Genomic DNA, 20,269 nt, shown 5'->3' with positions numbered 1-20,269 from the left:
GATCGCTCGCAAAGACGACACTGAAGTCAGCTTTCGGGGGAGACGAAGATGAAGACGCACCGCATCGCAGCCATTCCGGGCGACGGCATCGGCGTCGAGGTCATCGCCGCCGGCATCGAGGTTCTCGACGCGCTGGCGAAGCGCGACGGTTCCTTCGGCTTCGCCTTCGACCATTTCGACTGGGGCTCGGACTACTACAAGCGCACCGGGCTGATGATGCCGGCCGACGGCCGCGAGCAGATCAAGGACCACGACGCGATCTTCTTCGGCGCCGTCGGCGCGCCAGACGTTCCCGACCACGTCACGCTCTGGGGCCTGCGCCTCGCGATCTGCCAGCCCTTCGACCAGTACGCCAATGTCCGCCCGACCCGCGTACTGCCGGGCATCGTCTCGCCGCTGCGCTCCGTGTCCGGCCCGGAGCTCGACTGGGTGATCGTGCGCGAGAACTCGGAAGGCGAATATGCCGGCGTCGGCGGGCGCGTGCACAAGGGCTTCCCGGAGGAGGTCGCGACCGACGTCTCGATGATGACGCGCGCAGGCGTGACCCGGATCATCCGCTTCGCCTTCAAGTTGGCGCAGTCGCGGCCACGCAAGCTGCTGACCGTCGTCACCAAGTCGAACGCCCAGCGCCACGCTATGGTGATGTGGGACGAAATCGCCGCCGAGGTCGCCAGCGAGTTCCCGGACGTGACCTGGGACAAGATGCTGGTCGACGCCATGACCATGCGCATGGTCATCAAGCCCGGTAGCCTCGACACCATCGTCGCGACCAACCTCCATGCCGACATCCTGTCCGACCTGGCTGCTGCGCTCGCCGGCTCGCTCGGCATCGCGCCGACCGCCAACCTCAATCCCGAGCGCGCGTTCCCCTCGATGTTCGAGCCGATCCACGGCTCGGCCTTCGACATCACCGGCAAGGGCATCGCCAACCCGATCGGCACCTTCTGGACGGCGACCATGATGCTCGACCATCTTGGAGAGCCCGCCGCCTCGGCCCGGCTGATGCGGGCGATCGAGCGCGTGACTGCCGACCCGGCCTTCCACACGCCGGACCTCGGCGGCAAGGCGACAACCCGGCAGGTCACCGACGCGGTCATCGCTGCGATTGCCAGCGACAACGCCTGACCGCTCGCGACCACGGGCAACGTGCGGCGCGTGGCACTCCCTGCCCCGCCGCACGGGGCGGGGGCTGCAATTTTGGGTCCCGCGCCCCATATCTGCGGCCGGACCCCAGAGATCACGGAGGACGGCATGGGACTGAGCAGCATGTTCGGCGGCGCCAAGGCAGCCGAGGAGCATTTCCCCTACGAACTCAGCGATGCCGAATGGCGCGCGCGCCTGACGCCGGAGCAGTACAACGTTTTGCGTGGCCATGGCACCGAGCGTCCCGGCTCCTGCGCGCTGAACTATGAGAAGCGTGCCGGAACCTTCTCCTGCGTCGGCTGCGGCCAACCCCTGTTCCAGTCCGGCAAGAAGTTCGAAAGCGGCACCGGCTGGCCAAGCTTCGACCAGCCGCTCGAAGGCGCGGTCGGCATCAGCGAGGACCACAAGTTCGGCATGATCCGCACCGAGGTCCATTGCGCCAATTGCGGCGGCCATCTCGGCCACGTCTTCCCGGACGGCCCGCCGCCGACCGGGTTGCGCTACTGCATCAACGGTGTCGCGATGGATTTCGAGCCGGCGGCGACGGCAGGCTGATCGGCGTCGTCATGGTCGGGCTTGTCCCGACCATCCGCCTCCTTGCTGGTCGCGATCCCCGTTCAAGACGCGGAAGCTCGCAAAAAAGGGGCGAGCATGAGGGTGGAGTTCACGCCAGCTCCGGCACTGCCCGCCGAGCCAGCGCGCCGGAATCGATCCACGCAGGCAAATCGCCGAAATGCCCTGACCAGGCGCCCTCGATGCGGCTCGCGACAAAGGCGTCTGCGACGCGCTCCGGCGCATAACGCAGCAGCAGGGCCGCCTGCAGCATGACGGCCAGTCGCTCGACCAGCCGACGCGCCTGGCCTTCATGGCGCGTCAGCTCGGGCATTTCGTCCCTGAGCGCCGTCAGCGCCGCATCGAAACGCCTGTCCACCCCCTTGGCCTCGCCGAGTTCGCCGAGCAGCGCCGGAAGCGTCCCCGGCTCGCGCTCCAGCGACCGCAGCACATCGAGGCAGATGACGTTGCCCGAGCCCTCCCAGATCGAGTTCAGCGGCGCCTCGCGATAGAGCCGCGCCATCGGGTTCTCCTCGATGAAGCCGTTGCCGCCATGGCATTCGAGCGCCTCGACGACGACGGCCGGCGCGCGCTTGGCCAGCCAGTACTTCGCGATCGGCGCACCGATCCGCGCCAGCAACCTCTCGCTTTCGGACGCTTCCTGCCGGTCGACGGCAGCGAAGAGCCGGAAGGCGAGCCAGGCGGCAGCCTCCGCCTCGATGGCGAGGTCGGCGAGGACGTTCTGCATGATCGGCTGGTCGATCAGCACGCGCTGAAAGGCGTGGCGATGCGCGGCGTGATGCGCTGCCAGTGACACCGCCTGCCGCATAAGTCCCGCGGCGGAGGCGGCGATGTCCAGCCTGCTGTTGTGGTTCATCGAAAGGCCGGTGCGCAGACCCCGCCCCGGCTCGCCCAGCATGTGGCCGATGGCGCCACGGAACTCGACCTCCGACGAGGCATTCGAGCGGTTGCCGCATTTGTCCTTGAGCCGCTGGATGGCGATGCCGTTGCGCGCTCCATCCGGCAGCCAGCCCGGCACCACGAAACAGGAGATCCCCGCGCCCGTCCGCGCCAGTGTCAAGAACAGGTCCGAATGCGGCACCGAAAAGAACCATTTCTGCCCGGTGAGCGAGAAGGTTCCGTCGCGATTATCCGTGGCGACCGTCTGCGTCTGGCGTAGATCCGAGCCGCCCTGCACCTCCGTCATCGCAGTGCCCACGGTTGCGCCAGTCTTGGCCGCCGCCGGTCCCTGACGCGCGTCGTACCGGCTTGACGAGACGAGAGCGCCCCATTCCGCCCAGCGCGCCGCGTCCTGCCTGAGCAGCGGGATCGCCGAGTATGTCATGCTGATCGGGCAGCAGATGCCGCTTTCTCCTTGCGTCCACATATAGGTCAGCGCCGCACGCGCGACCTGCGCGCCGGGCCGCGGCTGGTTCCAGGCGAGCGCATGCGCCTCCTGGCAGATGGCGAGCCCCATCAATTCGTGCCAGGCAGGATGGAAGGCGATCTGGTCGATGCGGTTGCCGAAGCGGTCATGCGTTCGCAGTTCCGGCGTGAAGCGGTTCGCCTGCCGCGCCAGTTCCTGCACATGGGCAGAGCCGACGCAGCGCCCGGCCTCGTGCAGCCGCTCGCCTGCCCAATCCGCGCCGAAGGCGGAGATCGCCGCCCGCAGCACCGGATCAGCTGCAAAGGCGTCGTAATCCGCCAGCACGGGGACCTGATTGGTCACCTCGTGGACGAATCCACGATCGGCAGTCCTGGCCATGACCGCGCTCCCACTCGGGCGACATGCCGACGCATGCTGCGAGAGCCACGAAAGCCGCCTCGCAACAAGCAGCGCCTGCTATTTCGGAACCTCCAGCACATATACCGCCTTGTTGCCGACCGTGCCGGTGTGCAGGCACACGATCCGCGCACGGCGCTTGCCGTCCGCGTCTTCGATCGCGGCCCAGGCGATGTATTCGGACGAGACGTACTGGCTGCCCACTTTCCTGTCGTAGCGGTTCTCGTGCAGGCTGTCGCCGCGCTCGATCCTGATCGATTTGAGCGTGCCGCCCTCGCTCTTCGATTGAGCCAGGGCGAGGGTTTCGCAATCCCGCAGCGGGTCAGGCGCCGGCTTGGGCTGTGCGCTCGCAAGCGCGGGCAGGGCGATCCCAAACACACCGACAAGAATCTGGCGGCGAAGACTCATGAGGCAATACCTGTCGTAAAGCAGCATCGCTGCGAGCCCCATGACCATGCGTCAGCACGCAACCGAGGACAATCCCGGTGGAAACATGACGCCGGGTGACGCGCATTATCCGGCTCGACACCCTATATTGACGCGAGAACGAATCACGATCAGGCACTGTGCACTTGTCAGACCACGGCACCAACTCGGCCCCCCTGCCCCGCCCCGGCGGCCTCGCGGCGCGCGCCGCGGCCGTGCCGAGCGCGGGCTATCTTCAGGGCCTCAACCCGGAGCAGCGGCAGGCCGTCGAGGCCACCGATGGTCCCGTGCTGGTTCTGGCCGGCGCGGGCACTGGCAAGACCCGCGTGCTGACGACCCGCATCGGCCATTTGATCGCGACGAACCGCGCCTTCCCTTCCCAGATCCTCGCCGTCACCTTCACCAACAAGGCCGCGCGCGAGATGAAGGAGCGCGTCGCCCATCTCGTCGGCCCGGTTGCCGAGGGCATGCCCTGGCTCGGCACCTTCCACTCGATCTCGGCGAAGCTGCTGCGCCGCCATGCCGAGCTGCTCGACCTGCGTGCCGATTTCACCATCCTCGACACCGACGACCAGATCCGCCTGATGAAGCAGGTGATCCAGGCCGAGGGCATCGACGAGAAGCGCTGGCCCGGCCGCATGCTGGCGGGCTTCATCGATAGCTGGAAGAACCGCGGGCTGGCGCCGAAGGACGTCGCGCCGGGCGAGGCCGCCGTCTTCGCCAATGGCAAGGGCGGCAAGCTCTATGCCGCCTATCAGGATCGACTGAAGGCGCTGAACGCCGTCGATTTCGGCGATCTCCTGCTGCACTGCCTGACGCTCTTCCGCGAGCGTCCGGACGTATTGCAGAGCTATCACGAGCGCTTCCGCTACATCCTCGTAGACGAGTACCAGGACACCAACACCGCGCAGTATCTCTGGCTGCGCCTGCTGGCACAGGGCCGCCGCAACATCTGCTGCGTCGGCGACGACGACCAGTCGATCTATGGCTGGCGCGGCGCCGAGGTCGACAACATCCTGCGCTTCGAACAGGACTTTCCGGGCGCCGTCGTGATCCGCCTGGAGCGCAACTACCGCTCCACCGGACATATCCTCGCCACCGCCGCCAAGCTGATCGCCCGTAACGAGGGCCGCCTCGGCAAGACGCTGCGCACCGAGGACGAGGCAGGCGAGAAGGTCACCATCACCGGCGCCTGGGACAGCCAGGAAGAAGCCCGCCTGATCACCGACGAGATCGAGGCCATGCAGGCGAAAGGCGAGAACCTCGCCGAGATCGCGGTGCTGGTTCGCATCTCCGCCCAGATGCGCGAGCTGGAAGAGCGTTTCGTCCAGACCGGCGTGCCCTATCGCGTCATCGGCGGTCCGCGCTTCTATGAGCGCGCCGAAATCCGCGACGCCATGGCCTATCTGCGCTGCGTCGTCTCGGTCTCGGACGACCTCGCCTTCGAGCGCATCGTCAATGTGCCCAAGCGCGGGCTGGGCGACGCCACTGTGCAGATCCTGCACAACCATGCCCGCGCCACGGGCTTCTCGCTGCTGCAGTCGGCCCGCGCCATCGTCGAGAGCGACGAGCTCAAGCCCAAGGCCCGCACCGCGCTGCGCGAGCTGGTCGAGGCCTTCGCCCGCTGGTCGGCCAGGGCCGAGCACATGCGGCAGGGCGAGCTCGCGGAGTTGGTACTCGAAGAGAGCGGCTACACCGAAATGTGGCAGAAGGACCGCTCGGCGGACGCTGCCGGGCGTCTCGAAAACCTCAAGGAACTGGTCCGCTCGCTCGACGAATTCCCGGACCTGCCGGCCTTCCTCGAACACGTATCTCTGGTGATGGACGCCGACTCCGGCGAGAGCGACACGCGGCGCGTCTCGATCATGACCCTGCATGGCGCCAAGGGGCTGGAATTCGACACGGTCTTCCTGCCGGGCTGGGAAGAAGGGCTATTCCCGAACCAGCGCGCGCTCGACGAGAGCGGCCGCGCCGGGCTGGAGGAGGAGCGCCGTCTCGCCCATGTCGGCCTGACTCGCGCCCGCAAGCGCCTCAAGCTCTATTTCGCCTCGAACCGCCGCATCCACGGCCTCTGGCAGTCGAGCCTGCCTTCGCGCTTCATCGACGAACTGCCGGAGGAGCATGTCGAAGTCGTGCAGGCCGCGACCAACTATTCGCAGGGCGGCTACGGCGCCTCGCGCTTCGACCGCATGGAGAGTTTCGGTTCCAGCTACAACACACCGGGCTGGCAGCGCGCCCAGGAGAACAAGGCGAGAGGTGGCGGCTCCGGCTTCTCGGAAAGCGGCAGCGGCTTCGGATCGGGCGGATATGGTAGCTCGCGCCAGCGCGGCCCTCTGCTGATCGAGGGCGAACTCACGGCCAAGTCGACGGGCTCATCGGCCTATGGCGAAGGCGCACGCGTCTTCCACGTCAAGTTCGGTCCCGGCTCCGTCGCCAGCGTCGACGGCAACAAGCTGACGGTCGATTTCGACAAGGCCGGGCGCAAGATGGTGCTGGATTCATTCGTGCAGAAGGCGGGCTAGGCGCCGCCGATCAGCGAGCCATCCCGGGCGCGGCGAAGAGCTGGATAACCGGGCATCACCGCCCTTCCCGCGCCTTGAACGCCTTCCGCGCCGCCTCGACCTGCGTGTGATAGGTTTCCGCCCAGACCCAGACGCCGCAAAAGGCCGCCGTCAATTCGCGGCCGATCTCGGTCAGCGTGTAGTCGACATGCGGCGGGATGACCGGATGCACTGTGCGGGTGATCAGCCCGTCGCATTCCATCTGCCGCAGCGTCTGGGTCAGCATCTTCTGGCTGATGCCGCCGACGATCCGGCCCACCTGAGTGAAGCGCAGCGTGCCGTGCTCCTCTAGCGCCTCCAGGATCAGCATCGTCCACTTGTCGGCGATCTGCCCGATCACGTCGCGAACCAGCTCCTCGACCCCCGGGCTGACATCGGGGTGGAACAGCCGTCCCTGCTCCTGCATGGCCGAAACGGCATCCCGGATCATCCGCATTACGCTCTCCTTTTGGTATCTATAGAACTTTTAGGTGCCTTCTTTCGCTTGGAGAGCATCAGGCCTAACTGAGTTCGGCGCAACCCAGAACGGCGCGAAACTGAAAGGACCGGGCCCATGAACATCTCCGGCAACACCATCCTGATCACCGGCGGCGGCTCCGGCATCGGCCGCGCGCTCGCGGAGGCGCTGCACGCGAAGGGCAACACCGTCATCATCGCCGGGCGCCGCGAGAGCGTGCTCGACGAGGTCACCGAGGCCAACCCCGGCATGCGGTCGATGCTGCTCGACATCCAGGACAAGGCCGATATCGCAGCGTTCGCAAAAGAGGTCGCCGAACGCTTCCCGGCGCTGAATGTCGTCATCAACAATGCCGGCATCATGCGGCCGGAGCAGCAAATCGACCTCGCCACCGCTGAAGAGACGATCGCAACCAATCTGCTCGGGCCGATCCGGCTGACGGCGGCGCTGCTGCCACACCTCTTGGCGCGGCCACGCGCATCTGTGGTCACCGTCTCCTCGGGTCTGGCCTTCGTGCCGCTGGCCGCGACTCCGACCTATTCCGCGACCAAGGCGGCGATCCATTCCTGGTCGATGTCATTGCGCCAGCAATTGAAGGCGACATCTGTCGAGGTCATCGAGATCGCGCCGCCCTATGTGCAGACCGAGCTTCTCGGCCCGCAGCAGGCTGTCGACCCCGACGCCATGCCGCTGGCCGACTTCATCGCCGAGGTGATGGCGATCCTCGAAGCCGCTCCGGAATCGGGCGAGGTCATCGTCGAACGCTGCAAGCCGCTGCGCTTCGCGGCGGAGAACGGAAACCTCGCGCAGATGTTCGCGGCGCTGAGCGCCCGGGACCACTGAGGCGCACCCCGGTCCTTCTCGGGCCGCACATCGCGCGGACCCGAGAAGCTCATGACAAGTACGCTGGTTTCCGAGATGGTCAGGCGAAGCCCGAGCATCTCGCAGTAGCGGGTCATGACAATGCCTCCCGCGCCTGCTAATCCGCAGCCCATGCGTGAAGGTCTCCTGCCATCGACGGTCGCGACCGTCCTCGAACTCTCAACCTCGGGCGAGAAGGCGCGCGCGCTGACCGAGCTCTTGGGCGAGGTCTTCGACCCGACGGAAACGGCGATCTCGGCCTTCGAGATCGAGAGCGGCGTCACGACGCTCTCGCTCAACGCACCCTGGAAGGTCGAGATCTATTTCGCCACGCATCCGGACGAGGAGGCTGTACGCGACCTGCTGCGGCCGATCGTCGGGGATGTCGTCGACGCCACGCCCTTCGCGACGGTGAACCAGCAGGACTGGGTCGCCGCCAGCCTCGAGGGGCTGCAGCCCGTCCGCGCCGGACGCGTCCTCGTCCATGGCGAGCACGATCGCGACGCGGTCCGCATCAACGATGTCGGCATCGAGATCCCGGCCGCACTCGCCTTCGGCACCGGCCATCACGGCACCACCGCCGGCTGCCTGCTTGCTCTCGACGCCGAACTGAAGCGCCGCCGCCCGCGCAACGCCATCGATGTCGGCACCGGCACGGGCATTCTGGCGCTCGCGCTGGCGAAGCAGAGCAGGCGCAAGGTGGTCGCCGGCGACATCGACCCGATCGCCGTCGAGGTCGCAGCGCATAATGCCCGCGTCAACCATGCTCCCCATGCCCTAGATCTTTATGTCGCGCCGGGCCTGCGCCATGCCAAGGCGAACCGCTCAGGCCATTTCGACCTCGTCTTCGCCAACATCCTCGCCGGTCCGCTGAAGCGCCTGGCCCCCTCGATCGCGCGCGTGCTGGCGCCGGACGGCACGGTCATCCTGTCGGGCCTGCTGGCCATGGATGTCGCCGGCGTCGTCTCGACCTACCGGCATCAAGGCCTCTATCTCGCCAGCCAGTCGCTCCGCGAGGGCTGGGCGACGCTGGTCATGAAAAAAGGCGGCGCGGCCCCAAGGCCACGCCACCTTCGATAATTCACATCCACGCTCGGCAGGCGCGCTCGCGCGCCCGTCGGATCAGAAGCCGATGTGGCCGTACTTGGCCTCGGCCTCGTCCTGCATCGCGCGGGCATCGTGCCACACGGCGCTGGCGAAATTGACGGCGTCGACGACCCGCTCGATGGCATGCTTGATGATGGCGATCATGATCTTTGTCCTGTCTGTGCCACCGGGCGAAGGCCGGCGGCGAAATCGGGAAGAGAAGCCCGCGCGCTCGTCACGCAGGTGAGAAAGGCGAAGCTCAGCGATTGAACGGCAGGGCGACGTCGGCGGAGACCGTTGCGCCCGGCAGGCCGCCCATCACCATCTCCGACTCATTGATGAGGTAGGAGTAGGCGCGCAGTTCGCGCAGGGCTGAGCGGCGGCGGCTCTCGATCATCGCAGCGTACAGGCGCTGCCAGAAACCCTTGCCATCGGCGGTCTTGGCGGTCTTCGTCATCTCGGCCGCAGGCAGGACCGAGGCGTCATTCAGCACATAGGTCATAGGGATCCATCTCCTCTAAACGAAACGAAGGACAGTCCCGGTCGCTTCCTCGTTCTCTTATGCGACCAAAGTGGTACTTCTTCGCACGTGCGAGAAGAGGATTTCGCAGATGCGAGATATGCATCTGACGCATGGGCAAACTTGATCTGCGTTAAGGAATGGCAACCACTGCATGGCAAAGTGGCAAACCGCTTCGATATGCGGCGGCGCTCGCAAGCACGAATAACTGCCGCGCTTCCCTTTCGGGCTAGCCTTCGCTCGCGAGAGCCGCGACGATGGGCAAATCGTTCCCCGGACCCTGCCCCGATGCCCGAATCGCCTGCTGCTGCCCATTCCGCCTGCCGCTTTCAGTCCTTTTCCGAGCCAAGCGACCCTTCGCAGGTCGCACCTCGTATCGCCGCATTGCGCAAGGCACTGGCGCAACAAGGACTGGACGGCTTCGTCGTGCCGCGCGCCGACGAGCATCAGGGTGAATACGTCCCGTCGCATATGGCCCGCCTCGCCTGGCTGACAGGCTTTACCGGCTCGGCCGGCAATGCCGTCGTGCTGGCGGACAAGGCCGCGTTGATCGTCGACGGCCGCTACACGATCCAGTCGGCCGAGCAGACCGACACCCGTGTCGTCACGCCGACCCGCATGGAGGATACTCCGCTCGATCGTTGGATCGAGGAGAACCTGCCGGCAGGAGGCAAGCTCGGCTACGATCCCTGGCTGCACACCGTCGACGGCGTCGCCAGGCTCGAGAAAGCCGCGGTGTCTGCCGGCGGCAAGCTCGTCGCGGTCAAAGCAAATCCGATCGACGCGCTCTGGAGCGATCGCCCCGCGCCTCCCAGCGCACCGGTCAAGGCACATCGGGCCGAATTCGCCGGCGAGGACACGGCGAGCAAGCTTGCCCGCATCCAGGAGGCCCTCGCCAAGGCCAAGGTGGATGCGCTGGTCGTCTCCGATCCGCACGCCCTCGCCTGGACCTTCAATGTCCGCGGCGGAGACGTCGAACACACACCGCTGCCGCTCGGATACGCCATCGTCCCGCGCGAGGGGCGCCCGACCGTGTTCCTCGCACCAGAGAAGGTCACCAACGAAGCCGGCGATGCCATCGGCGCCGTTGGCGAGATCGCCCCTCCTGCCGCACTCGAAGCCCAGCTCGCCGCACTGGGTGCCGCCGGTGCCAAGGTACGCCTCGATTCGACCACCGCTGCCTCCGCCCTTGCGACCTTGATCCGTGAGGCCGGCGGCACTCCGGATGCCGGCGCCGACCCGATCGCGCTGATGAAGGCCCGCAAGAACGAGGCTGAGCTGAGGGGAGCGCGAAACGCCCATCTGCGCGACGGCGCCGCCATGGTGCGCTTCCTGTCCTGGCTGGCGCGCGAGGCGACCGGCGGCAAGCTGACCGAGATCGACACGGTGGCTGCGCTGGAAGCGGAAAGAGCCAAGACTGGCCTGCTCAAGGACGTCTCCTTCACCACCATCGCCGGCGCCGGCCCCAACGCGGCGCTGCCGCATTACCGCGTGACCGAGGCCAGCAACCGCAAGGTCGAGCCCGGTATCCTCCTGGTCGATTCCGGCGGCCAATACGAAGACGGCACAACCGACATCACCCGCACCATGGCCGTAGGCGCGCCGAGCGACGAGATGCGCGATCGCTACACCCGTGTCCTCAAGGGCCACATCGCGATCTCGCGCGCCGTCTTCGTCAAGGGCACTTCAGGCGCCCAGATCGATGCATTGGCGCGGCTCTCGCTCTGGCAGGCCGGGCTCGATTTCGACCACGGCACCGGCCATGGTGTCGGCAGCTTCCTGTCGGTGCATGAAGGCCCGCAGCGCATCTCCAAGCTCGGCACGACCCCGCTCGAACCCGGCATGATCCTGAGCAACGAGCCCGGCTACTACAAGCAGGGCGAGTACGGCATCCGCATCGAGAACCTGATCGTGGTCGAGGAGCGCGTCATCCCCGGTGGCGACCGCACGATCTACGGCTTCGAGACCATCACCTGGTGCCCCTATGAGCGCGCACTGTTCGAACTGAAGCTGCTCGATGACGGCGAGATCGGCTGGATCAACGCCTATCACGCTCAGGTCTGGAGCAATCTCGCGCCGTTGGTCGAGGGCGATGCCAAGATCTGGCTGGAGCAGGCCTGTCTGCCGCTGTGAGACCCTATGGCGGGTCGGTGGGGTATTTCCCTGTTATGCATTTCTAGAATGCCGAGGTCACCTTCAATAACCCGTCGCGCGTTTGTCACATGGCAACGATTATGCACCGGCTCCCGAACAGGAGATGTCCGATGCCAGACCTTCCACGCGACGCCCACATGTTCCTCGCCGCCTTCGCCTTCGCCGCGGCAGGGCTGTGGTGCTGGCTCGGCGGCATGATCTGACGCGACCTCGCGCCGAACACGCTCTTTGGATGTGAAATGATATTGACACAACCATAAGTAGAATTACCGTTCTCTCCAGCATTGGGGGGCGGACGATGGTCAGGCGTGTCATCTGGACGATATTCGGACTCTTGGCGGCGGGTTGCGCATCGCCACAGCCGATCAACACCAGCCCTTACAGCGGCGGACGCGAATTGCGGCCGGTGCGGGCCGGAATCAATGTCGGCTCGCTCTACTTCGCGCGCGAGACGGCGACCAACGACCCGTCGCGACCCGTCAATCTGGAGCGGCTCTGCGAAATCCGTCTCGACCGGCTCGGCATCCAGCCCGTCGAGGTCATGCAGGGCGATGTCGATCTGAGCCAGAACATCGAGGCAGCCGGCGCCCTGAGCGGGATCAGGAACATCTTCGTCAATGTCGGCCTGAACGCCAATTTCAGCGACCACTTCGAATACAAGCTGATCAATGTCGTCGATCGCAGCATCAGCTATCAGGAAGCGCAGACTCTGTTCAACGACCGGGCCTTCCGGACGGATTGCAGCTACTGGCGCACGAACATCTCGCGCGAGAACTGGGCCCGGTACCAGATCCTCTCGATCAAGACGGGCGACATCGTGCTGCAGCGCAAGGCGGGCAGTGGGGGCTCGGCCGACATCGAAGCCAGGATCGCCGTCGCCGAGCCGAAGCTCAGGGTCGCCCTGTCGCGCCAATACAGGCTGATTGTGAACGGCCGCGGCATGGTCGTCGCGGTCAATCCGATCATCCGGGAGTGAGTTCAGCCAAGCGCTCTGAAGCCCACCACGGCGACCACACCGACCGCCACGACGCCAAGCAGCGGCAGCCGCGTCGCGGCGAGCGCCGCAGCGGCGGTTGCGGCCGTCTCGGCCCAGCCGGTCGCCAGCGCACTCGGCGCGATGACGGCGACCAGCACGGCGGGCGGGATCGCGTCGAAGGCGGCCTGCGCGCGCGGTGACAGATCCAGGCGCCCCGCCAGCGCCAGGCCCGCGATGCGCGTGACGTAGGTCGCGATCGCCATGCCGAGGATAGCAAGCATGTTGAGAGGATCGACGGTCATGGGGCAAGCTTCATCGGACGAGGTTCATGGCTTGGCGGGCTCCGCAACGGCGCCTTCACGATCGCCCGCCGCAATCCAGGCCGCAGCCAGCCCGCACAGCGCGCCGGCCAGCACATGCCAGGGAGGGCCGACGAAGCGATAGGTCAGCGCCGAGGCGAGGCCCGCCGCTGCGACGGTCCAGAAGGTTACGCGTCCTTTCCAGAAGGCAGCAACGAGCGCGATGAACAGGGCGGTGAAGGCGAAATCAGCCCCGAAACGGCGCGGATCGCCGAGCGCGGCACCGACGATGGCGCCGAGCGTCGAGGTCGTGATCCAGCAGGCCACGAAGGGGGCCAGCATCCCGAACCAATAGGCCGGCGTCAGCCGGTGCGTCCGCGCGCGCTTCTCCGCCAGCGCCCAGTTCTCGTCGGCCATGTAGTAGAGGCCGAGCAGCTTCTGCCCGCGCGAGAATCCCTGGAGCTTGGGGGCGATCGAAGCCCCCATCAGCACATGCCGGGCATTGATCAGCAAGGTCGAGAAGACGAGCGCACCGATCGGCGCCGGCGTCGCCCAGAGCTCGACCGCGGCGAACTGCGCCCCGCCTGCGAAGACGAGCGCCCCCATGATCATCACTTCGAGCGGCGAAAGCCCCTTGCCCGCTGCGAGAGCGCCGAACAGCAGTCCGATCGGTACCGCCGCCAGCATCGCCGGCCAAATATCGCCGAATCCCCGGCGGGCATCGTCCCACAACGTGGACATCACAAATTGACCTTCAGGAGAGGTGAGCGGCGCGGAACGCGCCCGGCGTCACGCCGAGCCTCGCCTTGAACGCCCGCGTCAGATGCGCCTGGTCGCAAAAGCCGGTGGCAGCGGCGACATCGCCCGGCGCCTCGCCGAGACGCAGCCGGTCCCGCGCCCGCCGCACCCGGATATCGATCAGGAAGGCATGGGGTGTGAGGCCCGTCTCCTGGCGGAAGGCGCGGATGAGATGGTGGCGCGGCAATCCGACCGAGCCGGCGATCTGGGCAAGCGAGAGATCCTCGTCGTGGCGCGCCTCCATCAGCTCGCACGCGCGCGCCACCGGCCCGGCCTCCCGTCCGATCGAGCAGGCTGCGAGCCCGGCATGCCTGACCAGGCAATGGGCATAGGCGCGCAGCAGCAGCTCCTCGCCGCCGAAGGCCTCCCTCCCCGCCCCATCCTGGCCCGCTTCCATTGCTCGGTGGGCTCGCGACAGCAGTGCGGCTCCTTCCGGATCATGCACACAGGCCTTGGGGAAGAAGGGAGTCTGGCCGCCGTTCCAGCCGGCCAGCGACGATGCAATCTCCTGCATCAGCGCGACCGCCGGATAGGTCATGCGGTAGCTGTAGCCCTCGCCGATCGGCTCACCGTCATGGACCTCGAGCGGATTGATGAAGGTCACATCGCCGTGGCCGCCATAATGCCGCTCGCCGCGCACCGTCCAGGCTTCGCAGCCGGTCTCGATGGTGCCCACGACATAGGTATCGTGGGCATGGGGGGCGTAGGCATGTTTGGCGAAGGTCGCGCTCAGGCATTCCAGGCTGTCGAAATGGCGAGCCAGGAACAGCTCCGCCCGCTCGCCCGTCTGCAGCGGCTGGATCCCCAATGTCTCGCTTTGCCTGACGCTGTCCATGGCGCGAGGTTAGACCGGAACACGGGCCGGGTGTCTTGAAGAAAAGTGATCGGGCGCATCACGCGCCCGATACGTCCCAGGCGTCAGTGAGCGGCCGAGACGGCGCCTCCACCGACCCGTTCCGGGCTCCGCGCCCCGAAGGCGAGGACGCCGAGCCCGCCGATCAGCGTCGCCAGGGCCGCATAGGCGACCGCGCCGGGAGCGCCGAAGCCGTCGACCAGCAGGCCGCCGAAGATTGCGCCGCTGGCGATCGCAACCTGGAAGGCCGCGACCAGCAAGCCACCCGCCGACTCCGCCTCTTCCTCCGGCACGACCCGCACGATCCAGGTCTGGAAACCGACCGGCAGCGCTCCGAACGCGAAGCCCCAGAGGCCGACCGCAGCCGCCGAGGCGGCAGGCGAACTGCCGAACAGCAGCAGGCTCGCTCCCATCAGCGCGATGATCGCAGCTCCGAAGACCACGGATGCCTTGGCGCTGCGCGCCGTGATCGCGCCACCGGCGAGATTGCCGAAGAAGCCACCGACGCCGAAGGCAAGCAGGACGAGCGAGATTGCCTCGACGGAAAGCCGGGGGACCTGCTCCAGGAAGTGGCGGATATAGGTGAAGCCCGCGAAATGCCCGGAGATGACAACCACGATGCCGATCAGCGGCAGCGCCACGCTCGGCTGCCCCAGCAGCCTGATCAGCGTGCCGACATCCGCGGCGCCGCGCGCCGGCAGGCGGGGCAGCACCGCCATCTGCACCAGCAGCGTCGCGACACCGACGATCGCCGTGATCCAGAAGACCACCCGCCAGCCGAAGAGATCGCCGATATAGGCGCCAACAGGGGCGGCGCTCACCGTCGCCACCGAAACCCCGGCGAAGATCAGCGACATCGCTTTTGGCAGGGCGCTGGCCGGCACGAGCCGCATCGCGGTCGCCGCCACCATTGACCAGAAGCCGCCGAGCCCGATGCCGAGCAGGACGCGAGCGAACAGGAGCGTCGGCAGACTATCGGCGAGCGCCGCCAGGACGCTGGAGACGATCAGCATCGAGGTCAGCGCCCAAACGACGAAGCGCCGGTCGATCCCGCGCGTCACGATCGCCGTGGCGAGGCCGGCGATCGCGCCGATCACGGCGGTCGCGGTCACCGCCTGCCCGGCGGCACCGACCGAAACGCCGATATCGGCAGCCATCGGCGTCAGGAGGCTCGCCGGCAGGAACTCAGCCGTGACCAGCCCGAAGACACCCAGTGTCAGCGAGCCGATTGCGGCCCAGGCGGGCCTGTCGCGGACCTCCTCGGGGACAACTTCGAAGGTGAGAGCGGCGGTGGATGCGGAATCTGACATGAAAGGTCTCCATGAGGTCGCCGCAAGATGGGCGTGACCTTCTGGAGTTTCCATGCTATAAAATCCGGATAACTTGTCCGTTCGTCCATCACTGCGATGACAGCACCCGCCGATCACCTCACCGACATGCTGCGCGGCCTCCGGCTCGACGGCGTCGACTACAGCCGCTGCCAGATGGCGGCACCCTGGTCTATCGCCTTCCCGGAGCGGCGCGAGGCACGCTTCTATTTCATCTCGCGACGCGGCTGCTGGTTCAGAATGTCCGGCGGGGAGTGGTTGGAACTGGGCGACGGCGATGCCGTCCTGCTGCCGCGTGGCGCGGCGCATGTGCTGGCAAGTTCCCCCGAGGTCGAGCCCTCGCCGCCCTGCACCTGCAAGGTTCGCCAGCGCTGTGGCGACGTGCTGGACGTCGAGGGCGGCGGCGACGGCGAACACACCCTGCTGTTCAGCGGCAGCATGACCTTCAATGTCGATATCGATCACCCGCTCTTGCGACTGATGCCGGAGATGATGCGAATGAGCGAGGTCGTCGCTCATGAGCCCGGCATCCCGCATCTGCTGGAGGCGATGGGCCGCGAGGTCGCGATGGACCGCGTCGGCGCCGGCGGCATTCTGGCGAGGCTCGCCGATGTGCTGGCCGCGACGATCATGCGGACCTGGGTCGAGCGTGGCTGCGGCGAAGCCAAGGGCTGGATCGCGGCCGCACGCTGCCCGCTGATCGGCCGCGTCCTGGCGGCGATCCACGCCCATCCGGAAACCGACTGGACCGTCGAGAGCCTGGCGAAGCTGATGGGCGCCTCGCGCTCCGGTTTTGCCGAACGTTTCGCCGGCGCCGTTGGCGAAACGCCGGCGCGCTATGTCGCGCAGGTCCGCATGCATCAGGCCCGGCAATGGCTTGCCCGCGACAAGCTGCGGATCGCCGTCGTGGCGCAGCGCCTCGGCTATGATTCCGAAGCCTCGTTCAGCCGCGCCTTCAAGCGCATCATCGGCTCCGCGCCGAGCGAAATCCGCGCGGCCGGTGAGGCGCAGCCGGCGAGGCTCTTCGCGCCGCCAGCCGCCGCCGCGGAATAGGCCCTCAACCGCCGACGAGGTCGAACCAGCCGGCCTCGTCGATCACCTCGACACCGTGCTTCTGGGCGTCCTTGAGCTTCGAGCCGGCGCCGGGCCCTGCCACCAGCAAGTCCGTCTTCGTCGAAACCGAGCCCGCGACCTTGGCGCCGAGCCGCTCGGCCATTGCTTTCGCCTCGTCGCGCGTCATCCGCTCGAGCGCGCCGGTGAAAACGACGATCTTGCCGGCGACCGGACTGACCGACGCCACCGCTTCCAGAGGCTGCGGCGTCACCTGTGCCAGCAGCCGGTCCAGGAGTTCCTGATTGTGCGGTTCACCGAAGAACTCGGTCAGCGCCTCGACCACGGTGGGGCCGACCCCATCGATCGCATCGAGCTCGTGCCGCTCCGGGGAGGCTGCATCGGCAGCCGCGACGCCAGCGGAGCGCAAGGCATCGAAGGAACCGTAATGGCGGGCCAACAGTCGCGCATTGGTTTCGCCGATATGGCGGATGCCGAGCCCGAAGATGAAGCGGTTGAGCGGTGGCGTCCGCCTGTCCTCGATCGCGGCGAAGAGCTTCGCCACGCTCTGCGTGCCGAAACCCTCCTTGTCCTTGAGCTTCTTGAAGTTCGCCTGGTCGCGAGCCGCCAGCGTGAAGATGTCGGCCGGCTCCTTCACCGGCAGATCGGGATCGGCATGGAAGAACTCGATCTGCTTGTCGCCGAGCCCGTCGATGTCCAGCGCGTCGCGCGAGACGAAATGCTTCAACCGCTCCACCGCCTGCGCCGGGCAGATCAGCCCGCCGGTGCAGCGACGCACCGCATCCTCCTTGCCGGAGCGCGGGTTCATCTCGCGCGTCGCATGGCTGCCGCAGGCAGGGCAGAGCGTCGGGAAGAGGTAAGGCGACGCATCTGCCGGCCGCTTCGCCAGATCGACCGCCGCGACGCGCGGGATGACGTCGCCGGCGCGCTTCACCGTCACCGTATCGCCGACCCGGATGTCCGGAGGCTCGCCGTCGCGGATACGTTCGCCCTTGGAATCGAAGCCGCGGATGTAATCCTCATTGTGCAGCGTCGCATTGGTGACGACGACGCCGCCGACCGTCACCGGCCTTAGGCGAGCCACAGGCGAGAGCGCCCCTGTCCGGCCGACCTGGATCTCGATCGCCTCCAGCACTGTGGTCGCGAGTTCGGCCGGGAATTTGTGCGCGATCGCCCAGCGCGGCGCCCGCGAGACGAAGCCGAGCCGGGCCTGCAGCGCGAGGTCGTCGACCTTGTAGACGACGCCGTCGATATCGTAGCCGAGCCCCGCGCGCTGGCTCTCGATCAGGCGGTAGCGCTCCAGCAGTTCCGCGACGCTTTCGCAGCGCTTCATCAGCGGATTGACGCGAAAGCCCCAGCGCCCGAAGGCCTCGACGACGCCGAACTGGGTCGGTGCCGGCAGGACCGGCATCTCGCCCCAGGCATAGGCGAAGAAGCGCAAGGGCCTTGAGGCTGTGATCGAAGCGTCGAGCTGGCGCAGCGAGCCGGCCGCCGCATTGCGCGGATTGGCGAATTCGGGAAGGCCCTTCTCGCGCTGGCGCTCGTTGATCCCCGCGAAGTCGGCGTGGCCCAGATAGACCTCGCCGCGCACCTCCGCGACCTCCGGCACATCCGCCCCGGCGAGGCTCTGCGGAATCTCGGAGATCGTGCGGGCGTTGACGGTGACGTCCTCGCCCTCCTCGCCGTCGCCGCGCGTCGCGGCATGGACGAGCGCGCCGTTTTCGTAACGCAGGGAGAGCGACAGCCCGTCGATCTTGGGCTCGGCGGTGAAGGCGATCGCCTCCTCATCCTTGCGGCCGAGGAAGCGGTGCACGCGCTGCACGAACTCCGCCACGGCCTCGTCGGAGAAGGCATTGTCGAGCGAGAGCATCGGCACGCGATGCCGGATCTTGGCGAACTTGCCGGCCGGACGCGCGCCGACCTTGCCGCTGACGGAACCGGCCGATTTCAGCTCCGGAAACGCCTCCTCGACCGCGACCAGCCGGCGCCTCAGGGCGTCGTAGGCGGCGTCGTCCATCGTCGGCGCGTCGTTCTGGTGATAGGCGATGTCCGCCGCCTCGACGGCGGCCGCCAGTCGCTTGTGCTCCACCTTGGCCTGGCGGGCGGTCAATTCGGCGATCGGATTCGGCTCTGGTTCGCTCATGGCCTTGTCATAAGCGACAGGCCCGTGTCGGGGAAGGTCAGCAGGATCGCCCATCCGGCTCGCGCATTCGTTTCTGCAGCCCCTGCGACAAGCGCCGCGATCTCGCGTATAGTACCCGGATTGGGAATTGGAAGCTCGACGCCTACCGGCCGTTGACCCCAAGGATCAAGGCCAAGGCGAACCGGGCCGCAACCGGGAGACACGCCATGGCCAACCTCGACAGCCACTTCGACGACGCCCCGCGAGCCGCCGCCCCGGCATTGCCGCGCATCCTGACCATCAGCACGGCGGATCTGCTGGACGCGCTCCGGCTCGGCTGGGAGGATTTCAAGGCGCAGCCCAGCCATCTCGCCTTCGTTGCGCTGATCTACCCGATCTGCGGCGTGCTGCTGGCGCACCTCACCGTCAGCTTCAACATCTTCCCGTTGCTCTTCCCGCTGCTCGGCGGTTTCGCGCTGCTCGGCCCCTTCGCCGCCATCGGCCTCTATGAGATTAGCCGCCGGCGCGAACGCCAACTCGATACCTCCTGGCAACACGCCTTCGCATTGCTGCGCTCGCCAGCGATCAGCCAGATCCTGCTGCTCGGCGCCATGTTGACGGGGCTGTTCATGGCCTGGCTGATCTCGGCCTGGTTGATCTATCGGGGTCTCCTCGGTCTCCCGGCTGACGTCTCCACCGCCGATTTCCTGCGGGCCGTCTTCACCACCTTCAACGGCTGGATCATGATCATCGTCGGCAACTCCGTCGGCCTACTCTTCGCAATCCTGGCCTTCTCGATCTCGGTTACCTCCTTCCCGCACATCATCGACCGGCGGGTCGACGTTGCGACGGCCATCCGCACCTCGGTCGCGGCGGTCGAGAAGAACCCGCGCGTGATGATGATCTGGGGACTGATGGTCACCGGCCTGCTGGTGCTGGGCTGCCTGCCGATGCTGGTCGGCCTCGTCGTCGTCATGCCGGTTCTGGGGCATGCGACCTGGCATCTCTACCGCAAGGTCATCGACGGCTGAGCCGGGCCGCCGGCCTGCACGAGGCGGTGCCGTGGGAACATTCACCGCGAAGCGAGGTTCACTTGGCATCAGCGACGTCCGTCCATCGGACGACACTCCATTGCAAGCGGGCCGACAGGCCCGCCCACAGAGCGGGGGCTATGCCATGAACAGTATCATCTATCTCGTCGGTCTTGTCGTCGTCGTGCTCGCCATCCTGTCCTTCCTCGGCCTGCGCTGAGACGCAGCCGACGCTAAGGAAGGACAGA

The 20,269-nt window shown here is 67.0% G+C and carries 19 protein-coding genes; 9 read left to right on the top strand and 10 right to left on the bottom strand.

Features of this window, described 5'->3' with window-relative positions; translation table 11 throughout:
* Window positions 1-48: 48 nt before the first annotated feature.
* Together VGN82_RS24190 and msrB are read left to right on the top strand one after the other, a co-directional pair.
* Complete coding sequence (locus VGN82_RS24190; RefSeq protein ID WP_327529626.1) at window positions 49-1,125, top strand: tartrate dehydrogenase; 1,077 nt, start codon at window positions 49-51, stop codon at window positions 1,123-1,125.
* Window positions 1,126-1,251: 126 nt separating this feature from the next.
* Window positions 1,252-1,698, top strand: a complete 447-nt coding sequence (gene msrB, locus VGN82_RS24185; protein ID WP_414644380.1) for a peptide-methionine (R)-S-oxide reductase MsrB — start codon at window positions 1,252-1,254, stop codon at window positions 1,696-1,698.
* A 109-nt stretch (window positions 1,699-1,807) separates the two neighbouring features.
* Here msrB and VGN82_RS24180 read toward each other — a convergent pair whose 3' ends face one another.
* Together VGN82_RS24180 and VGN82_RS24175 are read right to left on the bottom strand one after the other, a co-directional pair.
* Window positions 1,808-3,460, bottom strand: coding sequence for an acyl-CoA dehydrogenase family protein (locus VGN82_RS24180; RefSeq protein WP_327529625.1), 1,653 nt, complete (start codon window positions 3,458-3,460; stop codon window positions 1,808-1,810).
* Window positions 3,461-3,538: 78 nt separating this feature from the next.
* On the bottom strand, window positions 3,539-3,928 hold the full coding sequence (locus tag VGN82_RS24175) for a hypothetical protein (RefSeq protein ID WP_327529624.1): 390 nt from the start codon (window positions 3,926-3,928) through the stop codon (window positions 3,539-3,541).
* A 122-nt stretch (window positions 3,929-4,050) separates the two neighbouring features.
* Here VGN82_RS24175 and VGN82_RS24170 point away from each other — a divergent pair, with 122 nt between their 5' ends.
* A complete protein-coding gene (locus VGN82_RS24170) occupies window positions 4,051-6,426 on the top strand; it encodes an ATP-dependent helicase (protein WP_414644379.1) in 2,376 nt (791 codons plus the stop codon).
* Window positions 6,427-6,481: 55 nt separating this feature from the next.
* Here the strand turns inward: VGN82_RS24170 and VGN82_RS24165 are convergent, their stop codons facing one another.
* The gene (locus tag VGN82_RS24165) at window positions 6,482-6,895 is read right to left on the bottom strand and encodes a winged helix-turn-helix transcriptional regulator (protein ID WP_414644397.1); all 414 of its coding nucleotides are present in this window, start codon (window positions 6,893-6,895) and stop codon (window positions 6,482-6,484) included.
* 123 nt (window positions 6,896-7,018) lie between these two features.
* On the opposite strand from VGN82_RS24165, the gene VGN82_RS24160 reads away from it, so the two are divergent.
* Both VGN82_RS24160 and VGN82_RS24155 read left to right on the top strand, forming a co-directional pair.
* Window positions 7,019-7,765 (top strand): SDR family oxidoreductase, encoded by a 747-nt coding sequence (locus VGN82_RS24160; protein ID WP_327529623.1) that lies wholly within the window; start codon window positions 7,019-7,021, stop codon window positions 7,763-7,765.
* 150 nt (window positions 7,766-7,915) lie between these two features.
* Window positions 7,916-8,863, top strand: a complete 948-nt coding sequence (locus VGN82_RS24155; protein ID WP_327529622.1) for a 50S ribosomal protein L11 methyltransferase — start codon at window positions 7,916-7,918, stop codon at window positions 8,861-8,863.
* 42 nt (window positions 8,864-8,905) lie between these two features.
* On the opposite strand, the gene VGN82_RS24150 is transcribed toward VGN82_RS24155, so the two are convergent.
* Window positions 8,906-9,034 (bottom strand): hypothetical protein, encoded by a 129-nt coding sequence (locus VGN82_RS24150; RefSeq protein ID WP_327529621.1) that lies wholly within the window; start codon window positions 9,032-9,034, stop codon window positions 8,906-8,908.
* 94 nt (window positions 9,035-9,128) lie between these two features.
* Window positions 9,129-9,371, bottom strand: coding sequence for a hypothetical protein (locus tag VGN82_RS24145; RefSeq protein WP_327529620.1), 243 nt, complete (start codon window positions 9,369-9,371; stop codon window positions 9,129-9,131).
* Between the two features lie 306 nt (window positions 9,372-9,677).
* On the opposite strand from VGN82_RS24145, the gene VGN82_RS24140 reads away from it, so the two are divergent.
* The gene (locus VGN82_RS24140) at window positions 9,678-11,522 is read left to right on the top strand and encodes an aminopeptidase P family protein (RefSeq protein ID WP_327529619.1); all 1,845 of its coding nucleotides are present in this window, start codon (window positions 9,678-9,680) and stop codon (window positions 11,520-11,522) included.
* A 319-nt stretch (window positions 11,523-11,841) separates the two neighbouring features.
* A complete protein-coding gene (locus VGN82_RS24135; protein ID WP_327529618.1) occupies window positions 11,842-12,519 on the top strand; it encodes a hypothetical protein in 678 nt (225 codons plus the stop codon).
* Between the two features lie 2 nt (window positions 12,520-12,521).
* On the opposite strand, the gene VGN82_RS24130 is transcribed toward VGN82_RS24135, so the two are convergent.
* The 4 genes from VGN82_RS24130 to VGN82_RS24115 form a co-directional block, all read right to left on the bottom strand.
* Window positions 12,522-12,821 carry an AzlD family protein gene (locus VGN82_RS24130; RefSeq protein WP_327529617.1) on the bottom strand — a complete coding sequence of 100 codons (300 nt, stop codon included), beginning with the start codon at window positions 12,819-12,821 and terminating at the stop codon, window positions 12,522-12,524.
* Between the two features lie 24 nt (window positions 12,822-12,845).
* The gene (locus tag VGN82_RS24125) at window positions 12,846-13,559 is read right to left on the bottom strand and encodes an AzlC family ABC transporter permease (protein ID WP_327529616.1); all 714 of its coding nucleotides are present in this window, start codon (window positions 13,557-13,559) and stop codon (window positions 12,846-12,848) included.
* 13 nt (window positions 13,560-13,572) lie between these two features.
* Entirely contained in the window at window positions 13,573-14,451 is an 879-nt protein-coding gene (locus VGN82_RS24120; protein WP_327529615.1) for an AraC family transcriptional regulator, read from the bottom strand.
* A gap of 83 nt (window positions 14,452-14,534) precedes the next feature.
* Entirely contained in the window at window positions 14,535-15,779 is a 1,245-nt protein-coding gene (locus VGN82_RS24115; protein ID WP_327529614.1) for an MFS transporter, read from the bottom strand.
* A gap of 96 nt (window positions 15,780-15,875) precedes the next feature.
* Here VGN82_RS24115 and VGN82_RS24110 point away from each other — a divergent pair, with 96 nt between their 5' ends.
* Window positions 15,876-16,850, top strand: a complete 975-nt coding sequence (locus VGN82_RS24110; protein ID WP_327529613.1) for an AraC family transcriptional regulator — start codon at window positions 15,876-15,878, stop codon at window positions 16,848-16,850.
* A 4-nt stretch (window positions 16,851-16,854) separates the two neighbouring features.
* Here VGN82_RS24110 and ligA read toward each other — a convergent pair whose 3' ends face one another.
* A complete protein-coding gene (ligA, locus tag VGN82_RS24105) occupies window positions 16,855-19,011 on the bottom strand; it encodes an NAD-dependent DNA ligase LigA (RefSeq protein WP_327529612.1) in 2,157 nt (718 codons plus the stop codon).
* 206 nt (window positions 19,012-19,217) lie between these two features.
* Here ligA and VGN82_RS24100 point away from each other — a divergent pair, with 206 nt between their 5' ends.
* Complete coding sequence (locus tag VGN82_RS24100) at window positions 19,218-20,021, top strand: DUF2189 domain-containing protein (protein WP_327529611.1); 804 nt, start codon at window positions 19,218-19,220, stop codon at window positions 20,019-20,021.
* Window positions 20,022-20,269 lie beyond the last annotated feature (248 nt).

Source organism: Allobosea sp. (genome assembly GCF_035999205.1).
In the GTDB taxonomy this organism is placed as follows: Bacteria; Pseudomonadota; Alphaproteobacteria; order Rhizobiales; family Beijerinckiaceae; genus Allobosea.
The sequence above is the reverse complement of the archived record's forward strand: the minus strand, read 5'-3'. Positions and strand labels throughout refer to the sequence as shown.